Source organism: Paenibacillus sp. JGP012, assembly GCF_014203995.1.
Taxonomy (GTDB): Bacteria; Bacillota; Bacilli; order Paenibacillales; family Paenibacillaceae; genus Paenibacillus; species Paenibacillus silvae.
Genome location: NZ_JACHKG010000023.1, coordinates 63,940 through 86,060, shown reverse-complemented (window position 1 = coordinate 86,060; position 22,121 = coordinate 63,940). Strand labels below are relative to the sequence as shown.

General features: G+C 46.8%; 17 protein-coding genes and 1 CRISPR repeat array. Of the genes, 15 read left to right on the top strand and 2 right to left on the bottom strand.

What is annotated here, in order from left to right; translation table 11 throughout:
- The first annotated feature begins 297 nt into the window (after positions 1-297).
- From cas3 to HNR77_RS22620, 9 genes are all read left to right on the top strand, one after another.
- Complete coding sequence (gene cas3, locus HNR77_RS22660) at positions 298-2,766, top strand: CRISPR-associated helicase Cas3' (RefSeq protein ID WP_184189477.1); 2,469 nt, start codon at positions 298-300, stop codon at positions 2,764-2,766.
- Positions 2,767-3,015: 249 nt separating this feature from the next.
- On the top strand, positions 3,016-3,324 hold the full coding sequence (locus tag HNR77_RS22655) for a hypothetical protein (protein WP_184189475.1): 309 nt from the start codon (positions 3,016-3,018) through the stop codon (positions 3,322-3,324).
- 67 nt (positions 3,325-3,391) lie between these two features.
- Positions 3,392-4,114, top strand: coding sequence for a type I-C CRISPR-associated protein Cas5c (gene cas5c, locus HNR77_RS22650; protein ID WP_184189473.1), 723 nt, complete (start codon positions 3,392-3,394; stop codon positions 4,112-4,114).
- Complete coding sequence (gene cas8c, locus HNR77_RS22645) at positions 4,111-6,072, top strand: type I-C CRISPR-associated protein Cas8c/Csd1 (protein ID WP_184189471.1); 1,962 nt, start codon at positions 4,111-4,113, stop codon at positions 6,070-6,072. Before cas5c ends, cas8c begins: the two co-directional genes overlap by 4 nt.
- Positions 6,073-6,942 carry a type I-C CRISPR-associated protein Cas7/Csd2 gene (cas7c, locus tag HNR77_RS22640; RefSeq protein WP_184189469.1) on the top strand — a complete coding sequence of 290 codons (870 nt, stop codon included), beginning with the start codon at positions 6,073-6,075 and terminating at the stop codon, positions 6,940-6,942.
- The gene (cas4, locus tag HNR77_RS22635) at positions 6,929-7,588 is read left to right on the top strand and encodes a CRISPR-associated protein Cas4 (protein ID WP_184189467.1); all 660 of its coding nucleotides are present in this window, start codon (positions 6,929-6,931) and stop codon (positions 7,586-7,588) included. The genes cas7c and cas4 overlap by 14 nt, the downstream gene beginning before the upstream one ends.
- Positions 7,585-8,616, top strand: a complete 1,032-nt coding sequence (gene cas1c, locus HNR77_RS22630; protein ID WP_184189465.1) for a type I-C CRISPR-associated endonuclease Cas1c — start codon at positions 7,585-7,587, stop codon at positions 8,614-8,616. Before cas4 ends, cas1c begins: the two co-directional genes overlap by 4 nt.
- A gap of 9 nt (positions 8,617-8,625) precedes the next feature.
- Entirely contained in the window at positions 8,626-8,916 is a 291-nt protein-coding gene (gene cas2, locus HNR77_RS22625; protein WP_184189463.1) for a CRISPR-associated endonuclease Cas2, read from the top strand.
- Between the two features lie 184 nt (positions 8,917-9,100).
- Positions 9,101-9,943: direct repeats of the CRISPR family, unit length 33 nt; unit sequence GTCGCACTCCGTATGGAGTGTGTGGATTGAAAT.
- Positions 9,944-10,153: 210 nt separating this feature from the next.
- The gene (locus HNR77_RS22620; protein WP_184189461.1) at positions 10,154-10,672 is read left to right on the top strand and encodes a hypothetical protein; all 519 of its coding nucleotides are present in this window, start codon (positions 10,154-10,156) and stop codon (positions 10,670-10,672) included.
- Positions 10,673-11,512: 840 nt separating this feature from the next.
- On the opposite strand, the gene HNR77_RS22615 is transcribed toward HNR77_RS22620, so the two are convergent.
- Complete coding sequence (locus tag HNR77_RS22615) at positions 11,513-13,249, bottom strand: methyl-accepting chemotaxis protein (RefSeq protein ID WP_184189493.1); 1,737 nt, start codon at positions 13,247-13,249, stop codon at positions 11,513-11,515.
- A 528-nt stretch (positions 13,250-13,777) separates the two neighbouring features.
- Here HNR77_RS22615 and HNR77_RS22610 point away from each other — a divergent pair.
- From HNR77_RS22610 to HNR77_RS22600, 3 genes are all read left to right on the top strand, one after another.
- Entirely contained in the window at positions 13,778-14,224 is a 447-nt protein-coding gene (locus tag HNR77_RS22610) for a hypothetical protein (protein ID WP_221443959.1), read from the top strand.
- Positions 14,225-14,287: 63 nt separating this feature from the next.
- Entirely contained in the window at positions 14,288-15,556 is a 1,269-nt protein-coding gene (locus HNR77_RS22605; protein ID WP_221443958.1) for a sensor histidine kinase, read from the top strand.
- Positions 15,553-16,266, top strand: coding sequence for a response regulator (locus HNR77_RS22600; RefSeq protein ID WP_184189456.1), 714 nt, complete (start codon positions 15,553-15,555; stop codon positions 16,264-16,266). Before HNR77_RS22605 ends, HNR77_RS22600 begins: the two co-directional genes overlap by 4 nt.
- 531 nt (positions 16,267-16,797) lie before the next feature.
- Here HNR77_RS22600 and HNR77_RS22595 read toward each other — a convergent pair.
- Entirely contained in the window at positions 16,798-16,998 is a 201-nt protein-coding gene (locus HNR77_RS22595) for a cold-shock protein (protein ID WP_090917732.1), read from the bottom strand.
- A 375-nt stretch (positions 16,999-17,373) separates the two neighbouring features.
- Here HNR77_RS22595 and HNR77_RS22590 point away from each other — a divergent pair, with 375 nt between their 5' ends.
- The 3 genes from HNR77_RS22590 to HNR77_RS22580 all read left to right on the top strand — a co-directional run bounded on the left by HNR77_RS22590 (position 17,374) and on the right by HNR77_RS22580 (position 21,979).
- Positions 17,374-18,981, top strand: a complete 1,608-nt coding sequence (locus tag HNR77_RS22590) for a response regulator (protein WP_184189454.1) — start codon at positions 17,374-17,376, stop codon at positions 18,979-18,981.
- Entirely contained in the window at positions 18,978-20,804 is a 1,827-nt protein-coding gene (locus HNR77_RS22585) for a cache domain-containing sensor histidine kinase (RefSeq protein ID WP_184189452.1), read from the top strand. Before HNR77_RS22590 ends, HNR77_RS22585 begins: the two co-directional genes overlap by 4 nt.
- Positions 20,805-21,010: 206 nt before the next feature.
- Positions 21,011-21,979 (top strand): substrate-binding domain-containing protein, encoded by a 969-nt coding sequence (locus HNR77_RS22580; protein WP_184189450.1) that lies wholly within the window; start codon positions 21,011-21,013, stop codon positions 21,977-21,979.
- Positions 21,980-22,121: the final 142 nt, after the last annotated feature.

Below are 22,121 nucleotides of genomic sequence, written 5' to 3'. Positions count from 1 at the left end.
AAGAAGACATTCGTTCCGAAATTCGGTACGAATGTCTTCTTTTCTGTAAACTAAATAACATCTGTAGAAAAACTGCTAGTTCTTCAGTGGCCTCCATTAAACGAGATATGTCTTTTTGCATCCAGGAGAGGTGTAGATTACTGATAATCGACTGAACCTAACATTGAATTACATAATATTCTATAAAAATACGATTTTTAGAAGGGAAATATATTTCGATGTCGAAAATTACAATACAAGTCTTTTTGCCTATACAATTGGTAGTAAAGTCTTGATAAAACATGGTGGTGAGCTGGCATGACTTACATTGCGCATATCCGTCAAAAAGACAACGAGATTCAAACGGTGCAGGCGCACTTAATCGAGGTGCAAAAGGGAGCAGAACAGGCTGGAGAGAAGATTGGCATTAAAAATTTAGCTGGCATTACAGGTTTGTTGCATGATATGGGCAAATACACCGAACAATTTCGCGATTACATCCAAGAAGCCGTGGCAAATCCAGACAAACCTCCACGAAAAGGATCGGTAGATCATTCTACTGCCGGAGGAAAGCTGATCCATGAGCGCTACCATACCAGCGAGGCTACACTACAGTCTAAAGTCACAGCAGAATGGATTGCCAACTGCATCATTTCACATCATCAAGGTTTGAGAGATTACATCTCACCAGATCAAACTTCTCCTTATATAGAACGTGTCGTCACTAAAGAATTGAAGCAATACCAACAAGCCAAAGAAGAGTTTTTTAAAAACAACCCTCCCGAGCATCTGGATTCATTATTTGAACTCGCTACCTCAGAATTACAACACTACATAAAGATCATTAAGGATCATAAGCTTCCACCCATTACAGGATCATTACTTATGAAATACATGTTTAGCTGCCTGATTGAAGCAGACCGAACCAACACAAGACGTTTCGAAGAAAATGAACATTCAGCAGAATCTATAGACCACCGATCATTTTTTCAAAAGAGCTACACCTTATTGTCTCAGCACTTGGCTGGGCTTGAACAAGGAGACTTTGCCAACTCACCTATAAATCAATTGCGGAGGGAGATGTCTCGCCAATGTGATGAATTTGCGCTTCGTCCGTCTGGTGTATACACCCTTTCCATACCCACAGGTGGCGGCAAAACCATTGCCAGTATGCGCTATGCACTGAAACATGCTATAGAGCATAACAAAGAACGCATTATCTACATCGTTCCGTACACAACCATCATAGAACAGAACGCCGCCGAGATACGCAATATTTTGCAAAATGATGACATGATTCTGGAGCATCATTCCAACGTTACAGATGACAAGTTTGATGATCGCCAAGAGGATGATAACGGCGAAACCTACGAGGTCCGTACCAAAAATCTCAAGTTGGCTCGTGATCATTGGGATCGACCTATTATTTTCACAACGATGGTTCAATTTCTGAATACGTTCTACGCTAGTGGAACTCGCAATGTAAGAAGGCTACATCAGCTATCTAATGCAGTCATTGTGTTTGATGAAGTGCAATCTGTTCCTGTAAATTGTATCTCGCTTTTCAATGCGGCGCTGAACTTTCTGCATGTGATCGGGCGCTCCAGCTTGCTGCTCTGTACAGCGACTCAGCCGGGACTTGATTTTGTCAAACACAAGCTTCATTTCTCGGAAGAACCTGAGATTATTCAAGATTTGGACCACGTGGGACGCAGTTTCAAACGCGTTGAATTGCATGATCTCACACAACAGTCGCCATCTGGCTGGGATGCCGAGGAACTTTCCTCTTTTGTACAAGATCAGATGCGGGAAGTGAATAGTGTACTCGTTATTTTGAATACCAAAATGGCTGTTCGAAAGCTGTTTGAAACATTAAATGAAGTAGAGTGGCTGCAAGATGAGGGAGTTCAAATTGTACACCTGAGCACAAATATGTGTCCGGCGCATCGGAAAGATGTTTTTTCGGGCAATGACGAGCAGGAGGGTCTGATTCAACGTTTGGGAAAAGGAGAGCGAATCATCTGCGTAAGTACACAGTTGATTGAGGCAGGCGTTAATATCAGCTTCGAATGTGTTGTACGTTCATTGGCTGGATTGGATTCGATTGCCCAGGCGGCTGGACGATGCAATCGTCATGGCAAGGACGAGCGTCGCAACGTGTATATTGTTCGGGCTTCGGATGAAGTGTTAACCCATTTGCCAGATATAAAAATCGGTGCAGACAAAACCGAGCGAGTCCTTCAGGAGTTCAGGGATGATCCCGCTTCACTCGGGAATGATCTGTTGTCTTCCGCGGCGATTGCTCGTTATTTTAAATATTATTTTCATGATATTGAAGATAAGATGCATTACCTGATTAAGAAACTCGAACAGAAAAACCTGTTTGATCTGATGGATCGTAACCGTTATTACGTCGATGCATATAAACACAAACACGCCAAGCCGCCAGAGGTGCTGAACCATTATGCCATTGCTACAGCGGAGAAGTATTTTGAGGCCATATCCAACAACGCTACAGCGGTAATTGTGCCTTATGGAGAAAAAGGAAAGAGGCTGATCCTGGATTTAAATGGTGAATTGGAACCTAACGAGTTGGGAGACCTGTTACGCGAAGCTCAGCAATATACGGTGAACATCTATGACAAGGAACTACAGCAGTTAGATAACAATGGGGATGTCAGACGTTTGTTGCACGGTCATGTCCTTGCTCTGCGCGACCCGGCGTATTCCGAACATTTCGGTGTGGAGCCTAAGGGCGAGGGTAATTGGGAAAACGTAATACTGTAAAAAGGTAAAAACCCGCTCTTCAGGCGGGTTTACCACAAATATAAAATAGCATAAATTTAAATCCACGCTTTTCAGCGACAAGTCAACCTTATAAATACTATTCCTATACTGTACTGATTATGATATATGCCTCATATATAAATGAAGTAAGGAAACAGTTTAAATATTAAATATCATAAGAAGGGATGAGCGCTTAAAGCCATTGTAAGGTATTACCTGATATTTGGAGGTGTTTGTATCAAATATTACGTGAAGAATTCGGTCGGAGTTCCTTATTTTGAGTCAGAGGCAAATTTTTTCGATGTAAAGTTAAGTAACATTCTTAATCGCATAGAGCTACATGGCACTGAACTGTCCCAATTAGAAGGTTGCAAATTTATCCTTGAAGATTTAAAGAAGCTGCTGATTGAAAGTAAAGATTTAAATAATGAGTTAAGAATTACGAAAAAAGAGAACAGAAAGCTAGTTCTTGAATTGAAGAAAAAGGATGCTTTAGTCTCACATTATGCAGAATTATCCGCAATGCCAAAACTTAATACAAAATTCTTACCATTGTAACCATAGCAGGGAGATTCATGCCATATGATCTCCCTGCTACATATACAGAAAGGAGTGAGCAGAACTGGTGAGAAATCAGATTGAATTTGAAGTTTCGGGAAATTATGCGTTATTCACTGACCCGCTGACGAAGCTTGGGGGAGAGAAATTTTCCTATCAAATTCCTACATACCAGGCACTCAAAGGCATCGTGGAGTCTGTATATTGGAAACCAACGCTGATCTGGATTGTAGACGAGGTTCGCATCATGAATCCGATTCAAACGGAATCCAAAGGCATGCGTCCAATCGAATATAGCGGGGGCAATACGCTGGCCTATTATACGTATCTAAGAGATGTTCGCTATCAGGTGAGAGCTCATTTTGAATTTAATAAACATCGTGAAGACTTGCTGCATGATCAGAACGAACACAAGCACCACAACATCGCCAAACGAGCCGTTCAGGTCGGAGGAAGAAGAGATGTTTTTCTTGGCACGCGTGAATGTCAGGGGTATGTTGAGCCTCGTACGTTTGGTGAAGGTGAAGGCTTTTATGATGTTATTGGGGAGCTAGATTTTGGCACGATGCTGCACGGGATCAGCTACCCTGACGAGACGGGACGTAATGAACGTGAAGTGCGGCTGTGGAAAGCAAAAATGAAAAATGGCATTATCCGATTTGATCGTCCAGATCAATGCACATTGGTGCGCAAAGTTGGGGAAGGTTCAGCGAAAGTGTTCGATAACTCTAATATGCAGTCGGTCGATGAGTTGCATTCCGAATGGTTTGGAACTGAGGTGAGTGAATGAACTGGCTTGCGAATTTAAGTAAAACGTATGATGACCATGCCAAGGTTGTGGGACAGTTTGAAACGAAGAAGAATGGTAAAGAGTACGCCTTGATTCCGATCTCCCACACTACGCAGACGGCGCATATTGAGGTGCATTTGAATGTATCAGGTGAGATCGTTGATGCGAAGGTTGTTGATAAAAACGATGGCAGCACTATAATCCCTTGTACCGAGGCCGCTGCGAGTCGAACGAGTGCGCCAGTGCCTTATCCGCTTTTTGACAAGCTAATGTACGTTGCCGGAGATTACACTTCCTACTGCGGTGAGGTGAAAGGCACTCCTCATCAGGATTATGTAGCTCAGCTTAAAGCTTGGTGCGATTCTCCTTTTAGTCATGCCAAGGTACAGAGTGTGTTGAATTATGTGAGCAAAGGGACGTTGATTGCTGATTTAGTGGCTTGGGGCGTGTTGCACACAGATAACAATGGGAAGTTGTTGGATAAGTGGGTGGCAGGAGCGAACGATCAGGAGAGTAATAAACCTAAGATTTTCAATGTTATTGCTTCCGATCAGAGTGGGGCGTTTGTCCGATTCCTTGTGAATATTCCAGGGGAACCCGAATCCAGATTGTGGCGGGATGCGTCCGTTCAGCAATCATTTATTCAGTTTTATGAGATGAGTTTGCAAGATAAAGATGTTTGTTTCGTTACCGGGGAGTATCTGCCCGTGGCGGATAAACATGCATCGCGCATACGTCACTCCGGGGATAAATCCAAGCTGATATCTGCCAATGACTCCAGCGGATTTACATTTCGAGGACGGTTTCGTACTAGCCGTGAAGCAGCTGCGGTCAGCTATGAGGTTTCTCAGAAAGGGCACAATGCACTAAAGTGGCTGATTGATAAACAAGGCACGACAATTGACGGGAAGGTTTTCTTGGTGTGGGGCAGTACGAATCTGAATATGCCAGAACCGCAAAAAGACAACTTTAATCTATGGGATGATGAGCAGGATGAAGTGTTTATAGATGGTGACACAACCTATAAAGAATATGCTCTACAGGTAAGAAAGGCACTAAATGGCTTTCGTTATGATGGGGAGTACCAGTCCAAGCATAAAGTAACTATTATGATTCTTGATGCTGCTACACCTGGAAGAATGTCGATTATGTATTATCAGAGAGTGGATCAGAATGAGTATCTGGATCGAATTGCAGCTTGGCACGAAAGTTGTTATTGGTTATATCGATATCGGAAAAATAAAAACGGGAAACAGGTTCGGTCTATTAGTACACCTACTCCTGAGGAGATTGCTTTTGCTGCTTATGGTCGACGTGCGAGTGACAAGATCGTGAAAGGATTAATGGAGCGAATGCTTCCATGCATTATTGATCAAAGACCTATTCCACTGGATATCATCCGTAGTGCTATCCATCGTGCATCTAATCCTGTAGGTATAGAAGATGGAGGATGGGAAGAAACGTTAGGTATTTCATGTGCATTGGTAAGAAAACATCACGAGAGTGAGGGATTTGAAATGACGCTAAATACGGAGACGGCAGATCGTAACTATTTATTTGGAAGATTACTTGCCGTGGCTGATGTTCTCGAAGAACGTGAATTGGATCGAGAAAAGGTTCGCTCAGAAGGGGCTAACAGGAGAGCGACTAATGCTATCCGATATATGAATGTCTTTTCACAGCGTCCGCAGAGAACGTGGAAAATTATCTATGAAAGTCTTCATCCACATCTGAATCGAATGGGCGGGAGGGCCTCTAATTACTACAGGCTTATACAGGAAATTAGTGATAAATTCAAGATTGAAGATTTTAATGACAGGCCTTTGTCTGGTCTATATCTACTTGGATATTCCAGCCAGCGTAACGATTTGTACACAAGCAAAAAGGATAAAGAGGCTGATGCAGCTACACCCGAAGATCATGAAGAAAACCAATCTATTGAACAAGGGGATAACTAAATGAGTACACTTGATCGCAAAATTGATTTTGCCGTTGTATTGTCTGTCCGCAATGCGAACCCGAATGGTGATCCGCTGAATGGAAATCGTCCTCGTCAGAACTACGATGGTCTGGGCGAGATCTCAGACGTGTGTATTAAGCGTAAGATTCGTAATCGTCTGTTAGATATGGGAGAGTCCATCCTGGTGCAATCGGATGAGAAACGTACGGATGCCCATCGTTCTATTAAGGATCGTGTAGATGCCAATGAGCTTGTGCAGGAGCATGCCAAAGGAAAAAAAGCGAACAAAGAGCTGTATGCAGATGCTGCATGTCAGTCCTGGATGGATGTGCGTAGCTTCGGTCAAGTTTTTGCTTTTAGTGGAACAGACGTATCGGTTGGTATTCGTGGCCCGGTCTCCATTCATACGGCTGTCAGCAAGAATCGGATTGATATTACAAGTATGCAGATTACGAAGAGTGTGAACTCGGTGACAACCGCGAAAGACCCGGACAAAAAAGGCTCGGATACGATGGGCATGAAGCACCGTGTAGATTTTGGATTGTATGTATTTTACGGCAGTATCAACACACAGTTGGCTGAGAAAACAGGGTTTACATATGAAGACGCAGCGAAAATTCGTGAGGCACTGAGAACGTTATTTGAAAATGATACATCGTCTGCTCGCCCAGATGGCAGTATGGAGGTGCATCAGTTGTATTGGTGGGAGCATAACTCCAAAATGGGACAGTATTCATCCGCCAAAGTGCACCGTTCACTGCAAATTGCATTGAAGCCGGACGTCATGGAACCGAAATCTTATGAAGATTACGAGTATACTTTAGTGCCACTAGAAGGCTTGGCAGTTCAGCAGTATGAAGGACTATAACGAAGAGGATTACCTATTGTTATCCGGCATTCAGCATTTTAACTTTTGCCGGAGACAATGGGCCTTGATCCATATTGAACAGCAGTGGGAAGATAATGTGCGCACTATTGAAGGAGATCATTTGCATCGCAAAGCAGACAAGCCTTTAATTCGTGAAAAACGGGGGGACAAGCTTGTGGTCCGGGCATTGCCTGTGCAATCCAGGTCACTCGGAATTACAGGGATCTGTGATGTAGTCGAATTTATCCGTGATCCGGAGGGTGTTTCGCTTGCAGGGGAGGAAGGTTTATACCTTCCTTTTCCCGTTGAATATAAGCGCGGTAAGCCCAAACGTAATGATTCGGATCATTCCCAGTTAGTCGCACAAGTGATGTGTCTTGAAGAGATGCTTGTATGTGAGATACATCGAGCTTACTTTTATTATGATGAGATTAAACATCGGGTGGAAGTTGTCATTACCGAAGCGGATCGGGAACGAGTGCGTTCAAGCATTCAGGAGATGAGACATTATTTTGAACGGAATCATACGCCAAAAGCGAAAGCCGGGCCACACTGTCAAAGTTGCTCATTGATCAACATATGTGTGCCGGATATTTTAAATAAACGATCTGTTTCAAGTTACATCGAAAGCAGGTTGAACGAATGAAAAAGCTTCTAAATACTCTATTTGTGACGTTGCCTGACACCTACCTTGCGTTAGATGGAGAGAATGTACTTGTGAAGCAGGAAGACAAGATATTGGCTCGATATCCGCTGCACAACCTGGAGGCGATATGTGCGTTTGGATACGCAGGGGTGAGCCCGGCTTTGATGGGGGCATGCGCAACGCGCAACGTCAGTCTCACTTTTATGACACGAACAGGGCGTTTTCTGGCTCGGGTGATTGGAGAGGATCGGGGGAACGTGGTGCTTCGCAAGGAGCAGTATCGTATCTCGGATGATGAGACGCGCAGCGCACAGGTCGCACGAAACATGATTACAGGCAAGCTGTATAACAATAAATGGATTCTGGAACGCGCTACGCGGGATTATGCCTTACGTATCGACACAGAGCGGATGAAAAAGGTAGCAGCTTCTCTTGGGGAAACGATGAAACTGCTGCGAGAAGTAGAGCAACTGGATGTGCTGCGAGGGCTGGAGGGTTCAGCGGCTGTGCAGTATAACTCTGTATTTGATGATCTGATCCTTCAGCAAAAAGAATCCTTTTATTTTTATGGACGAAGCAGACGTCCCCCTCTGGATAAAGTGAATGCATTGCTTTCTTTTGCGTATACGTTGCTTGCGAATGATATGAAATCAGCACTTGAATCGGTGGGACTTGATGCATATGTTGGTTTTTTGCACCGGGACCGACCTGGAAGAGCCTCATTGGCATTAGATATGATGGAGGAGCTTCGTGGTGTTTATGCGGATCGTTTTGTGCTGTCGCTCATTAATAAAAAGGTTGTAAATGATAAGGGGTTTTATATCAAAGAAAACATGGCAGTGATCATGGACGATGATACTCGCAAGAAAGTATTAAAAGCTTGGCAGGAACGTAAACAGGAGAAGATTACTCACCCGTATTTGAATGAAAAAATATCTTGGGGGCTTGTACCTTACACTCAAGCATTACTGCTTGCTAGACATATTCGTGGTGATCTGGATGGATACCCTCCATTTTTGTGGAAGTAGGTGTGAAATTTGCTTGTTCTGATTACCTATGATGTGAGCACGATGGATCGTGAAGGTCGAAGAAGATTGTCCCGAGTTGCAAAAAAATGTGTGGATCACGGTCAACGTGTGCAGAACTCTGTTTTTGAGTGTATTTTAGACGCTGCACAATTCAGACGTTTACGATATGAACTAGAGGAACTGATTGATAAGGATACAGATAGCTTGCGATTTTATAATCTCGGCGACAATTATAAGAGCAAAGTAGATCATGTGGGAGCAAAAGATACCTATGATATGGGTGATCCGTTGATCTTGTAGCTGGTGCGAATGCCAAGCTCACATGATTTTCCCGGGGGATTCGCACCTCGAAAAGCGCTTTTTTGTGACCTTTTGGCAACAGATTGGAGTTATAATCGATATTTAGAAGGTTAGTAAAAAGAAATAAAAGCGAAGATACGTTTGTTATTTATCATTTGATATGGTATCTACGTTATTTTTCGCTGTCGCACTCCGTATGGAGTGTGTGGATTGAAATTCTCTCTTTCTTAATAGCGTAATATAGGATCAGTCGCACTCCGTATGGAGTGTGTGGATTGAAATCCATTTCGCCACTGAACGTTCCAGATCGGTTACGTCGCACTCCGTATGGAGTGTGTGGATTGAAATATTTAATGCAATTATACCAACTACTCAGCGGCAAGTCGCACTCCGTATGGAGTGTGTGGATTGAAATATAAATACGTCATACAGCCATCCGAAGAGATTCAACGTCGCACTCCGTATGGAGTGTGTGGATTGAAATTTTATCTGCTGATCCCTGACGACACATATCCTCAGTCGCACTCCGTATGGAGTGTGTGGATTGAAATCAGTTACGTCCACGGAGCGCCTGGCCCGTTGATGGTCGCACTCCGTATGGAGTGTGTGGATTGAAATCCCAAAGGTGTAACGCCTTCGCCTACACCACCACAAGTCGCACTCCGTATGGAGTGTGTGGATTGAAATGCAGCTCATTCATAGACCGAGCGTTGCTCTCTATCGTCGCACTCCGTATGGAGTGTGTGGATTGAAATAGATATGGCCGGGCTCCTTTGTTTTTGGCCAAGTACGTCGCACTCCGTATGGAGTGTGTGGATTGAAATCGAAGTATGATCGCCGGGACGCACCCGAAGGAACCGTCGCACTCCGTATGGAGTGCGTGGATTGAAATAATAAAAAGAATGATAAAGAATTTTGTTGTATGCAGTCGCACTCCGTATGGAGTGCGTGGATTGAAATTGTCAAGAAACGTTGAAGAACAATAAGAAAGTAAGTCGCACTCCGTATGGAGTGCGTGAATTGAAATTCCTTTGGTGGGCCTAGCCTAGATATGATTTAAAGGTTGCACTCCTCATGGAGCGCGTGCTTCAACCCGGTATATTTATTCTGATCCAGGCTAGGAAGCTAGCGACACATTATCGAATATATTGAACATCACCATAGGAATGCTGATCAGTGAACTTTACTCTGGCAAAATCCCTGTCAAGAGACTCGGAAAGGTGCTGAATAACGACATATGAATAACGATATAAAGCAACTCCTTGCTGCAATCGCTCTGGAACAGTATGTGGTGGAGGGGACGTTCCAACAATGTTTACCCGCCGATGGGCAGATTACACTGGGGCAGGCTAAAGCACAGGCGGATGAAATATGGAGCGTAGAAAAGGAACGGTTAGAAGTCATTAGCTTTGATTACGAGGGGTACACAGTGAATCTGACCTTCCAGATGGATGGGCTGTATTTGTTCGATAGTGTGGATATTTGGGCCGAAGAGGGAGATGGAACGAAGAAAGGTTCATCTCAGCTAGGTACACTAGCAACAATAGAGGGATGGCAGCATTTTGCGGATAACGAGGGAATGCAGATGGAGTGCTTTGATATCGGGGATGAACGGGTATATCTGCTACGGAGTGCAGTTACGTTACACTATTTGAATCGGGAAAGTAAATGGAAGCTGGTCAAGATCGCGGGAGCTTATCGAAGTGTGGAGCAAGTTAGAGACAGTTTGCAAAATATAGCTGATGCGAGAATATAGATCAGATTGATCAGATGGGTCAGCTGAGCGCTAACGATCTCAGGAAAGCTTATTTAGTTGATTTTCGTCCTTTTCTAATTTTAACGATTCCTAGAGACGCTATTCGGAAGAAAGTCGGGTGAAAACCGCGAAACGTGGGAGGAATCGAGGAAATAAGGCTTGTGAGATTCGTTAGATTTCCAAAAAGAGCCGAAATGGAGGTAAATAGGCTCTCCTGGAATCGTTAGAATGTAATGGCTGTAATGTAACCGCACTACGTGCAGCTCCCAGCACACAGCTCTCAGCACGCGTGCCCTGCCTCATGACAACCAGGCGGCGGCCTTGAAGCACAGTCGCACATGCTAAATAACATAAAAAAACGAAGGCTTGGGTGTCTGTCACTCAAGCCTTCGTTTATGTTCCCGGGGTCAACATATTCGGCAGATTTATGGTCGGATTACGAGAGGATCGCCGTGCAATTCATGATTTTTTTCCCGCGCCGACGACTTTCTCACGTTACATGTTCCAGACACAGCCTGCCTCATGCCCACGGTGTTTGCGCTTTTTCGCGTCCCTCATATGTGCCCGTATGTCCCTGATACGTGCGTACCCATAGTGTCCCTGATGCATGTTTGCATTCGGCGTTCAGGTGCATCATAGTTCCCGAATGTTTCCACGTATGCTCGGCTGCCGCACGTTCTACACCCTTGGCACACCTCCGAACTCAGACCACCTTTACACCTTTAGCATGCAAGCCACAGGCACATTCTCTCGTACCCTTGGCACGTACCTACATACTGTACGTACCTACATACTGTACGTACCTACATACTGCATGTACCGCGTCTTATCTGTTCCTCATTAAGCTTCCTTTACTTTAAAGAAGGAGATGAGCTCCTGCAGCTGCTCGGATACCTCGGCCAGTTCATCTGAGGCGCTGACGATGGCAGCCATGGATGTCTCCTGCTCGGCGATCGAGTTCTCGATGTGCTTCGTGCTGCTCGCAGCCTTGCTGACACTTGCGGACAGCTCATCTGCTGTAGCGGACATTTCTTGTGTGCTCGCCGAGATTTCCTCGGTGGAGCTGGAGATGTCCTGAATCTGGTTCGCCACTTTGTTGGTGGCGTTCAGAATGTCCTCGAAGAATGCACCGGTTTTCCGTGTAACGCCGAGTCCTTTTTCCACCTCTTCCGAACCTCGCTCCATCGCTTGCGCGGATTGTCCGATATCCCGTTGGATCTCGTCAATGAGTGCGCGAATCTGGGTCGCGGATTCCTGAGATTGCTCTGCCAGCTTGCGTACTTCTCCTGCAACAACTGCGAAACCGCGACCTTCTTCCCCGACCCGTGCAGCTTCGATGGAAGCATTCAGCGCGAGCAGGTTGGTCTGACCAGCAATATCCGTGATAATTCCGACAATGCTGCTGATCTCATTCGAACGGTTCTCCAAGGATTGGATGGAAGCGTAAGTGTTCTGAACCGCACCCGAGATCAGGCCCATCTGATCAATGACCTGCTGCATAATTTCATGCCCGCTGTTGGAGCGCTGTTCCATGCTGAGTGCTTCATCGGCAACTTCGGCAGAGCTTCCAGCGATATTTTGCACTACGGTGGACATCTCGGTCATGGCACGTGCGCTTTCTACAGTGGCTTTATCCTGGGACACCAGACCTGTAGAGATTTCCCGAATGTTGTTGCTGATGGACTGAATGTTATTGTTGTTTTTCGCCGAGATTTCCAGCAGTTCTCTGGACGAATTCGAGAGATGGCTGGACGTGTTTTTTACTTTGAAAAGAGTGGTGTTGAAACGTTCGATCATCGCATTGAACTTTTCATTGATGACACCGAGATCATCGCGTCCCGTTCGAATCGTGACGTTCAGGTTACCCGTGCTCACTTCCTCAATGCCTTTCATGAGGTCGTGGATCGGACGCAGTGTTTTTTTCAACAAAATAAATTGCAGCACCATAAACAGGATCAGGAAGCCAATCAGGTACATTAATCCGTTAGTGATTAGCTTATTGAGCCCTTTGGGCACAGCGCTTGCATCTACATCGAAGTACAGAGCGGCGTAGATGGAGCCGTCCGCTTTTTTGATCGGATACATCAATGTAGTCCACGTACCGAAATCATCCGTATAAAAATCACTAAACGCCGGCCCGCCGGTTGCATTCATATCAGCCAGACCGCTTGCAATCTGGTTGGACAGCGGATATTTAATGCCTGGCAGTAAATTATCCTTTTCAAATGCTTCGACCAGGCTGGTCGGGATGGCATAAATCGGAGCCCCGTTATTTTCGTCCAGCTGTGAACTGAAAATGTAAGCTTGTGCAATATTCGGATTAAAGGTGTGGATGGAATCCAGATAGTCACGCAGCTTGCTTTGATATGTATCGGAATAACTCTTCTCGGATACAGCCTGTTCCACCTGGCTGGCATCCAGGTCTTGAGACCATTTTAGCGTTGTAATCTTGGCTTGCTCGTGCAGCTGGTTGATTAAAATCCCTTTTTGCAGCTGATATGCCGCAGTGATCAGAATAATTCCAATGAGAGCGATGCTCCCGAAGGATATCACCAGGTTTTTGGCGAAAAATGGCATGGTACTCCAGCGAAGCTTTTTAAACAAGGTCGTTCACTCCTCCTGTAAAATTAAAAAAGACTTCACCTGGACGTCGTATACGCTGCGTATGTTGTTACCATTGCAATGAATGGACTTTCTCAATGACTTGGAGATTCTTTCATGGTACTAAAGAAAAAGCAAATAACAATACTAAACGATACTAATTTTAATATTCACGTATATGAAATCCAGGTAAGTTCTATTCCTCACTTATATCGTTATTTCGACATATTAATGTTAGGTTTTTCTAATAAAATAGGACTTATGAACCGGAACCTTAGAATTAGATCTTAATTTTTGCGTAAAAAAATTCATATAAATGGATGTTCGCTGAAAAAGCGGAGAACCAGTATCTACCCAGAACATTTGGTGTGAGATTTGATTTAAGATTCACTAATGGAGAGAAAAGAATATCGACCAAGTCCACCCACAGGTGGACTTTCTTTCGTTTCTCCCTGGTTATACTGTTCTTATGAAGAACATTGAACAGAGAGTGAGGAATATTTTATGATGAATATTGTCATTACAGCTTTGATTATTCTATTGTTGTCGATGAGGGAGAAGGAGGTTAAGCTTGAGCGGATGTGGTTGATGCCTGTGATTGTGGCCATTGCCATTTTTTCGAGTATTTCACAGGTGCCAGTCACAGGATTAACGCTGCTTCTGTATATATTGTTTCTGGTTATCGGCTGTGCGATAGGGATTTGGCGTGCCTCGATGGAACGGCTGCGGGTTGATTCGGCAACGGGGAAAGTTATGTCCAAAGGGTCAATGGGCACGGCTCTTGTGCTGATCATCATCATGCTGCTGAAACATTACGTCAGCACATTGGATGTACATCATAGTGTGGTTTCTCTGAGCAGTGCTCTACTGTTCATACCACTCGGGAGTATTGCTGCCCGGCGTGTGCTGGTCTATATGCGGATTCGTCAAATGCAAGGTCGCAATGCATAGTTAATCATACGTTTGAGAATGAAAGGCCATCCAACCATTCAAGGTTATGCGAGAGGGAGATATATGCAGAATTCATATGTCATACGAGATAAAATAAGCAATTTTCTCGCTGACCACACTGGGGATTTAATTCTAAGTTTGCTGTTGCTCTACAACCTGGTTAGGCCGATGGATACGTTCACGTGGCTTGGGTTGAGTGCAGGTCTGGCCATCCGCCTGCCTTACTTTGTGCTCGTCTGGACACCTGATTGGTTAAAAAGGGATCGGATACGCACGCTCATGATTGTGCTGACCTGGGCAGCAACCCAGCTGTATGCCCTGCTGTTTCAAGCAGAATATCGCATTTTCGAGCTTACCTTCTATCTGATTGGATATGCTGCGCTAAATCTGCCCGTAGCCCGTTCATGGTGGCTTGGCTTGATGATTCTTGCAGGCAATGCGGTGTTACTATATACGGCGGGCGTTGAGCCACATCTCATTCTTGTCTACACGATGGCCTACATCGTTACATATATTTTCTGCTGGGGCGCACGTATTAAACGTGAAAGCAGGAGGGAGAGCGAGCGTCATTATACCGAGCTTCAGAGAGTGCATGCTGAATTAAGTCAGGCGCATGAAGAGCTCCGGCATACACATGAGGAATTGGAGCGTGCAACGGTACGTCTCATGCATTATGCTGTGCTTGAAGAGCGAGGCCGAATTTCGATGGATTTGCACGATAGTATCGGGAATCGCCTGACATCGGCCATTGTACAGCTTCAGGCATTGCCTTATATGATGAAGCTGGATGCAGCCGAGGCGGATAAAGCCTTGGGCTCCGTACTGGATGTTGTCAGGCAGAGCCTGCAGGAGGTGCGTACCGTGGCTCATCAGATGGGCAGCAGCGAATCCGGGCTTGGCCTGGTCGCATTGAACAGTCTGGTGAATGAAGTGAAGGCGTTAACAGGGTTCTCCATTGATCTGCACTATGCCGGGAAACAAGCAGAATGGTCAGCGGAGACATCCGAATTGCTGTACCGGATTTTACAGGAGGCCTTGTCCAACATTCTTCGGCATGCCAAGGCTACTCGTGTAAGTGTGCATATCACGGAAGAGGAAGAGCAATTATACATGCGAGTGGAGGATGACGGTGTTTTTGGTCAGAACCAGACGATTGGACCAGGCTCAGGAATATCCCGTATTGAACCCGGTTTTGGAATATCCAGTATGAAGGCACGGTGCGAAAGGGTGGGTGGAACGATGAACATTGAAGCGATCCATCCGCACGGCATGAGGCTGGAGGTATGCATTCCGCAATCAGACATGGCGGCTGCAGGAGGTGAGGAGCAGTGACAGAGTCAACAACGATAAGGGTACTTCTGGTGGACGACCAGCATCTGGTCAGGCACGGGCTGCGCTTTATTATTAATGCACAGCAGGATATGAAGGTAGTGGGTGAAGCAGGAAGTGGCCCGGAAGCTGTCAGGCTTGCCGCCGAGCTTGTTCCCCATGTTGTATTTATGGATGTGCAGATGGAGGGTGGCAACGGACTGGAGGCTACACAGGCGTTACTGGAGGTGCTGCCGGAATGTAAGGTAGTCATACTGACTACTTTTGACCAGGAGGATTATGTCTACCAAGGAATACGTGCGGGAGCCGTGGGATATTTGCTCAAGGATGCAGCACCGGAAGAACTGATTGATACCGTGAGAGCGGCCTATCGTGGAGAAGCCATCTACCGTACAGCTGTCGCAGCCAAAGTCATTGCTTTAGCTGTACGCTCAGCGGCATCATCGCCTCAGACGGAAGAATCCGTCCCGACTTTGCATTCCGGTCAGAATACAGACGAGCAACCCGAGTCTTTGACAGATGCATTCACTGGACGTGAGCTTGAAGTGCTGCAGCAGATGGCTTACGGTCTGCGTAATGAAGAGATTGCCCGGAAGCTGTACATCGGGGAAAGCACGGTAAAGACCCATGTACATCGCATATTGCAAAAGCTTCAGGTGGAGGACCGCACGCAGGCGGTAGTTTTTGCGATTCGCAATGGTTATGTAAAGTAAGCATGCAGAACTAAGGTTACAGAATTAAGGACACAAATAAGGACATAAATCAGGCCCTGTACCGTGCAAGCGGTTCAGGGCCTTTTGCTTTTGTCGGATAGGCAGCTATCTTTTCTTGTGGTTAACGCTCTGAAGTATGATCGGATGGTTCTAATGAATCTGCTGAATGCGCAGGAAGCGGGTGAGCTTCGATGTTATCGGTGCTTGTTTGCTGAGGCGAGTAGAAGTTAATGATATCGTCAACCGTGGAAAATACAACATGTTCATCGGATTTATACTGTTCTGTTGGAATAAAAACCTCATTTCTGTGATGGATATAAGTTAAGCCAAGTTAGACTATATAAGTTGAGCTAAAGATTTTACACAGTAAGGCGAGCGCTTCGCTTTTTCAGGTTTTTTCTGTCCTCTCCGTTCACGTGTAAAAGAATAATTCAATTTATATAGATATTCTGTTTACGTATATGTTGATGACAGAATAACCTTCAAATGTGGGCATAAATAAAGAGCTGCCAGAGGCAGCCCCCGTATCAATTACAGTTTAGTAACGTTCTCCGCTTGCGGTCCACGGTTACCTTGAGTTACTTCAAACTCGACACGTTGACCTTCGTCCAACGTTTTGTAACCATCACCTTGAATGGCGCTGAAGTGAACGAATACGTCTGTTCCTTCTTCAGTTTCGATAAAGCCAAATCCTTTGTCTGCGTTGAACCATTTTACTGTACCTGTTTGCATGTGATTCCTCCAAAAATAATAAGTTTTGTACGATCATTGGCATGAGCTGCATTCAATTCTGATTAATGCTCATCCGGTGGTTAAACCGCAGACGTAATGTCCGCTAATGTATCGACCTATATCATCATAACACGGGTACCAATATAAGTCAATTTTTGAATCATTTTTCTAGCAAAAGCCTGCAGAGAGAGCAGGTCCGCCCTTGTGAGGCGCATGCAAAGAGTCAACAGGAGCATACATGAACACTTGAAAAAGAAAGCGATTACATAAATAGTTTTTTATTGTATATTATGTTGGAAACCTTGCTTGAAGGGATGTCAGTACATTTTCGGTATTTCATGGACAGAGGCAGCTGGATAAAAGGGGGAAACAAGCATGTACCGGGTGCTTCTCGTAGACGATGAGCAGGATGTGCGTGAAGGATTGGTTGTGGAAGTGGACTGGGAGGCTATGGATCTGCGCATCGTTGGCCTAGCCGAGAATGGTCGTGAGGCGCTGGAGATGGCTGAACGGGTGGAGCCGGATATCGTGATTACGGATATCAGCATGCCTTTTATGGATGGTCTGGAACTGGCACGAAGATTGAGGGAACGGAATCCGCTGGTGAAGGTGGTTATTTTGACGGGATATGATGAGTTTGATTATGCCCGCCAGGCCGTCTCGCTTAGTGTGGATGAATATCTGCTGAAGCCCTTCTCGGCGAAACACCTTACGGAGCTGCTTGCCCGATTGTGTGCCCAGATGGCAGCTGAGATTGCAGAACGTGAAAATGTACAGCAGTTGCGCGAGCACTATCGCACAAGCTTGCCCTTATTACAGGCTGAGCTGATCGCGACCCTGCTGCATCGTCAGAAATCCGCGCAGTACATTTTAAGCCGTGCAAGTCAGTGCGAGCTTGACCTGGAGGGGGAGCGCTACGGTGTGTCCATCCTGACCCTGCATCCGTCCGAAGATGCAGAGCTGAAGCTGTTTGCTGCTCTGAATATTGCCGCCGAGATCTGGAATGATCATCAGGCAGGATATGCCTTTTTGCATCAGGAGACGGTGGTGCTGCTCTACATAGACCGTCTCGGCGGGGCAGAGGGGGAGAAGCTGCTGCAGCAGGCACTGGAGAAGGTTGTGCGCAGCATTCATCACTATTTGCGTGTACCCGCAACGATTGGGTCCAGTCGTCTTGCAGACACACTGCCCGCTGTGAAGCATGCCTATGAAGATGCCCTGCTGGCGCTGGATTATCGGCTCGTACCGGGAACAGACTCCTTGATCTATATTGCGGATGTGGAGCGTCAGACAGAGGGCAAGCTGCGCTTTGATGAACTGAAGCAGCAGACGTTAACCCGCTGTCTGAAGGCAGGTACGCAGGCAGAGCTGGAGCAGGGACTGCAGATCATTTTCCGGGAAATTACGGTAGAGCATGGGCGCAGTGATATACAGCTGTATTTAATTGAAGTATTAACGACCGTCTGGAAAGCGGCACAGGCTTCAGGTGAAGAGATGGAGGACATATTCGGTGCCGGATTCCAGCTGTATACAGAGCTGTTCCGACTGCCGGGACTGTCGGAGGCACAGCAGAAGGTGCGGGAGGTCTGTTTGCTGGTCCAAGAGCGCATTTCCAGCGGTCGTCAGCATGTCTATAAGGATATTGTGGAGCAGGCGCTTGCATTCACGAAGCAACATTATGCCGATCCTGAACTGTCTATTCAGAAGGTATGTGCACATTTGCATATCAGCTCCGGGTATTTTTGCAGCATTTTCAAAAAAGAAGTGCAGCTCACCTTCCTCCAGTATTTGATGCAGATTCGCATGGATGAGGCGAGGGAGCTGCTGCGCTCCACCGAGCTGAAGTCGTTTCAGATTGCCGAGCGGGTGGGCTTTGCCGAGCCGAACTATTTCAGTTTTTGTTTTAAAAAGCATGTCGGGGTCTCCCCAAAAGAATACCGAAGACAGTCGGAAGCAGCGGCACCGGAAGGCTCCCTGCAATGAACTGGAGAGCGTTCACGGGCCCAAGCAAATCTATCGCAAACAAGCTTCGTATATATGTGCGGTCATCCAGGGTCAGCAGCATTCGTTCTATTATTACGTGGTCCTTCTCTGTTTTCATCGTGCTGGTGCTCACCATTATGGCGGTGCTGCTGCATGACAAGTTCACACAGGCTGCCGAACGCAGTGCAGAGCTCTCCACCAGGCAGATTGTCGATCAGGTCAGTTATAACCTGGAGGATTACGTGCGGAGTATGTCCCATCTCTATCGTGCCATCGAGGAGCATATGCTTCGGGACGGGACATGGGAAGGGGATCAGGTGGATAAACAGCTGGATACTCTGCTTAGCAGCCGGGAGGATATCATTTCGATTACGCTGCTCGACGCGAACGGACAGCTGCTCAAGAACAGACCTGCTGCCGCATTGAAGCGCAGCGCACATGTGACCCAGCAGGGCTGGTTTCAGTCAGCACTTCGTGTACCCAATCATCTGAGCTTCTCGTTGCCGCACATTCAGAATATGTATGCAGGTCCTTATCAATGGGTCGTTTCGATGAGCAAGGGCATGAAGATGAAGCAGAATGGTCAGGAGCGGCAGGTGATCCTGCTGGTTGATATCAATTTTAAGCAAATGGATGAAATTAGCAGCCGGGTCAGTCTGGGACAACGGGGATACGTCTACATTATCGATGAGAGTGCAGGCAATATCGTGTACCATCCGCAGCAGCAGCTCATGTATATGGGGCTGAAAAAGGAAAATATCGAGCAAGCCCTGGTCGCAGCAGGCAGTTACGAGGATGAGGCTGAAGGACAGAAGAGACTAAACACCGTGAAGTCTGTAGCCAATATTGGCTGGAAGATCGTTGGCGTAGCTTATCTCGATGAGATCATGACGACTCGTCAGGAAGTGAACGGATATTTGATTCGTGTGCTGGTGGTGGTGCTGGTGCTGGTCATTGTGGTGTCCCTGCTGCTCTCATCCAGTCTGACCCGTCCGATTCGGCGCATGGAACGCAAGATGAAGGCGGTGGAGCGTGGGGATTTCAACGTGGAGCTGCCTACCACGGGACCGCTTGAAGTCGAGCGCCTGTCGCGCAGGTTCAATCTGATGGTGAACAAAATTCGCACGCTTATGGACGAGATCATCCATGAACAGGAGCAGAAACGCCGTCTGGAGCTGGAGGCGCTTCAGGCTCAGATTAATCCTCATTTTCTCTACAACACACTGAATTCTGTGGTCCGTATGGTTGGCATGAGCCGCAATGACGAAGTCATCACGATGATTACCTCCCTGTCCCGGTTGTTCCGCATCAGTCTCAGTCAGGGCAAAACCATTATTTCCGTCAGGGAGGAACTGGAGCATGCGCGCCACTATCTGACGATTCAGCAGATGCGATTCAAACACAAGTTCACCTTCACGATACATGCGGATGAGCAGGTGCTGGACGGCCTTACACTGAAGCTGATTCTGCAGCCTTTGATCGAAAATGCGATTGTACATGGCATTGAGTACCACATGGACGAGGGGAGCATTGAGATTGATGTGCAGCGTGATGAGCAGGATGTGGTGTTCCGCATTACGGATAACGGGGTAGGCATGTCGGAGGAACAGATGGCGGCACTCCTCGGCGGTCGTACAGTAGTAAAAAGCGGGGCAGGCTCAGGTGTAGCAGTACGCAATGTACATGATCGCATCCGGCTTTATTATGGAGAGGGGTATGGTCTGAACTATGCCAGCGAGCTGGAGGAAGGCACAACCGTGTGGATTCGGATTCCGTTTCAACAAGCGCAGAAGGAGGACGGGGCGAATGAGGGACAACAGTAAGTACCTCAGTAAATACCTCAGTAAATACCATAGTAAATACAGCAGACCAAGCAGGAGAGCACTTCGTGATATGGCAAAAAAAAGCCAGGCAACTCTTCCGGTATCCCCGGAAATCAGGCCATTAAGAGCATTGCTTCAGGCAGCCGCAGCTTGCTGCCTGCGGCATTGCGGAAGCGGATGAACCCGCGTTACCGCCGCGGATCGCATTGATCACTCCTGCAGGCACAGGAGAGCTTGCGGAGGCGATCCGCCTGGGAGCTGAAGCAGCCGCCAAAGAGCGCGGCGTACAGCTGATCACCGTTGAAGCGTATCCGGTGGATAACTCTTCACACACCTCCTCGAACGCAGACTTCACTATTGGTCCACCGTTCGCTAAAACTGCAGCTGCGGCTGGGCGGGACCTGAGCCGCAGTGAGCGTGAACAGGCTCAGGTTCAGGCCGCTGCCCTGGCGTTGGAGCAGGGGGCTGCGGCCATACTTGTTGATCCGCTGAGCGAACAGGCTCTTGGCGATATCGTTCGGGAGGCAGAGCTGTCTGGCACGGATGGAGGGATCGCGCCGCTCATTGTGTTAAACGATGAATTTCCTGTCAAAGGCATCACCAGTGTGATCTCGATGGATAATCTTGAAGCAGGACGTCAGGCGGGGCAAGCCATGGCCGAATTGCTGCAAGGACAAGGACAGGTAGCTTTGGTTGGCCCGGACCCGACAAGCGCCGGACTGGTCTACCGGGAGCAGGGCATTCGGGAAGCGTTAACGTCTTATCCAGCGATTGAGATTAAACCGAAATCGGTCTGTAACAATAGAGAGGACTGCTGGCAAGCAGTCAAACAGCAGCTGGATCAGCCCGAGGTAACGGGAGTGATCGCTCTACAGGAGCAGGCTTCTCTTGGTGCTGCCGATGAACTGAATCGGCGCAGGGCTGAAGGGCGAAAGGTGAGCATTGTCGGATTTGGCAGTGAGCAGCAGCAGCTGGAGCAGCTGCAGGAGGGTGTGTTTCAACGATTGATCGTACAGAACGGCTACAGCGCAGGATATCTGGGAATCAATCAGGCGCTTGCCAAGCTGGAGCATAGGCCGGTTCAGAGCCGAGTGGTGCTCGAAACCAAGGTGGTGAGTACGGACAATATGTTCTGGATGGATAACCAGAAGCTGTTATTTCCTTTTGTGCAATAAAATCATACATTCTGTCATTGGAGTGGTGAGTATAACTTCTTTACTTTATACAAATTCAACTATTCATCTACACGTGAACGGAGAGGACAGAAAAAACCTGGAAAAGCGAAGCGTTCGCCTTTATCACCGGATTTTCCCTTTT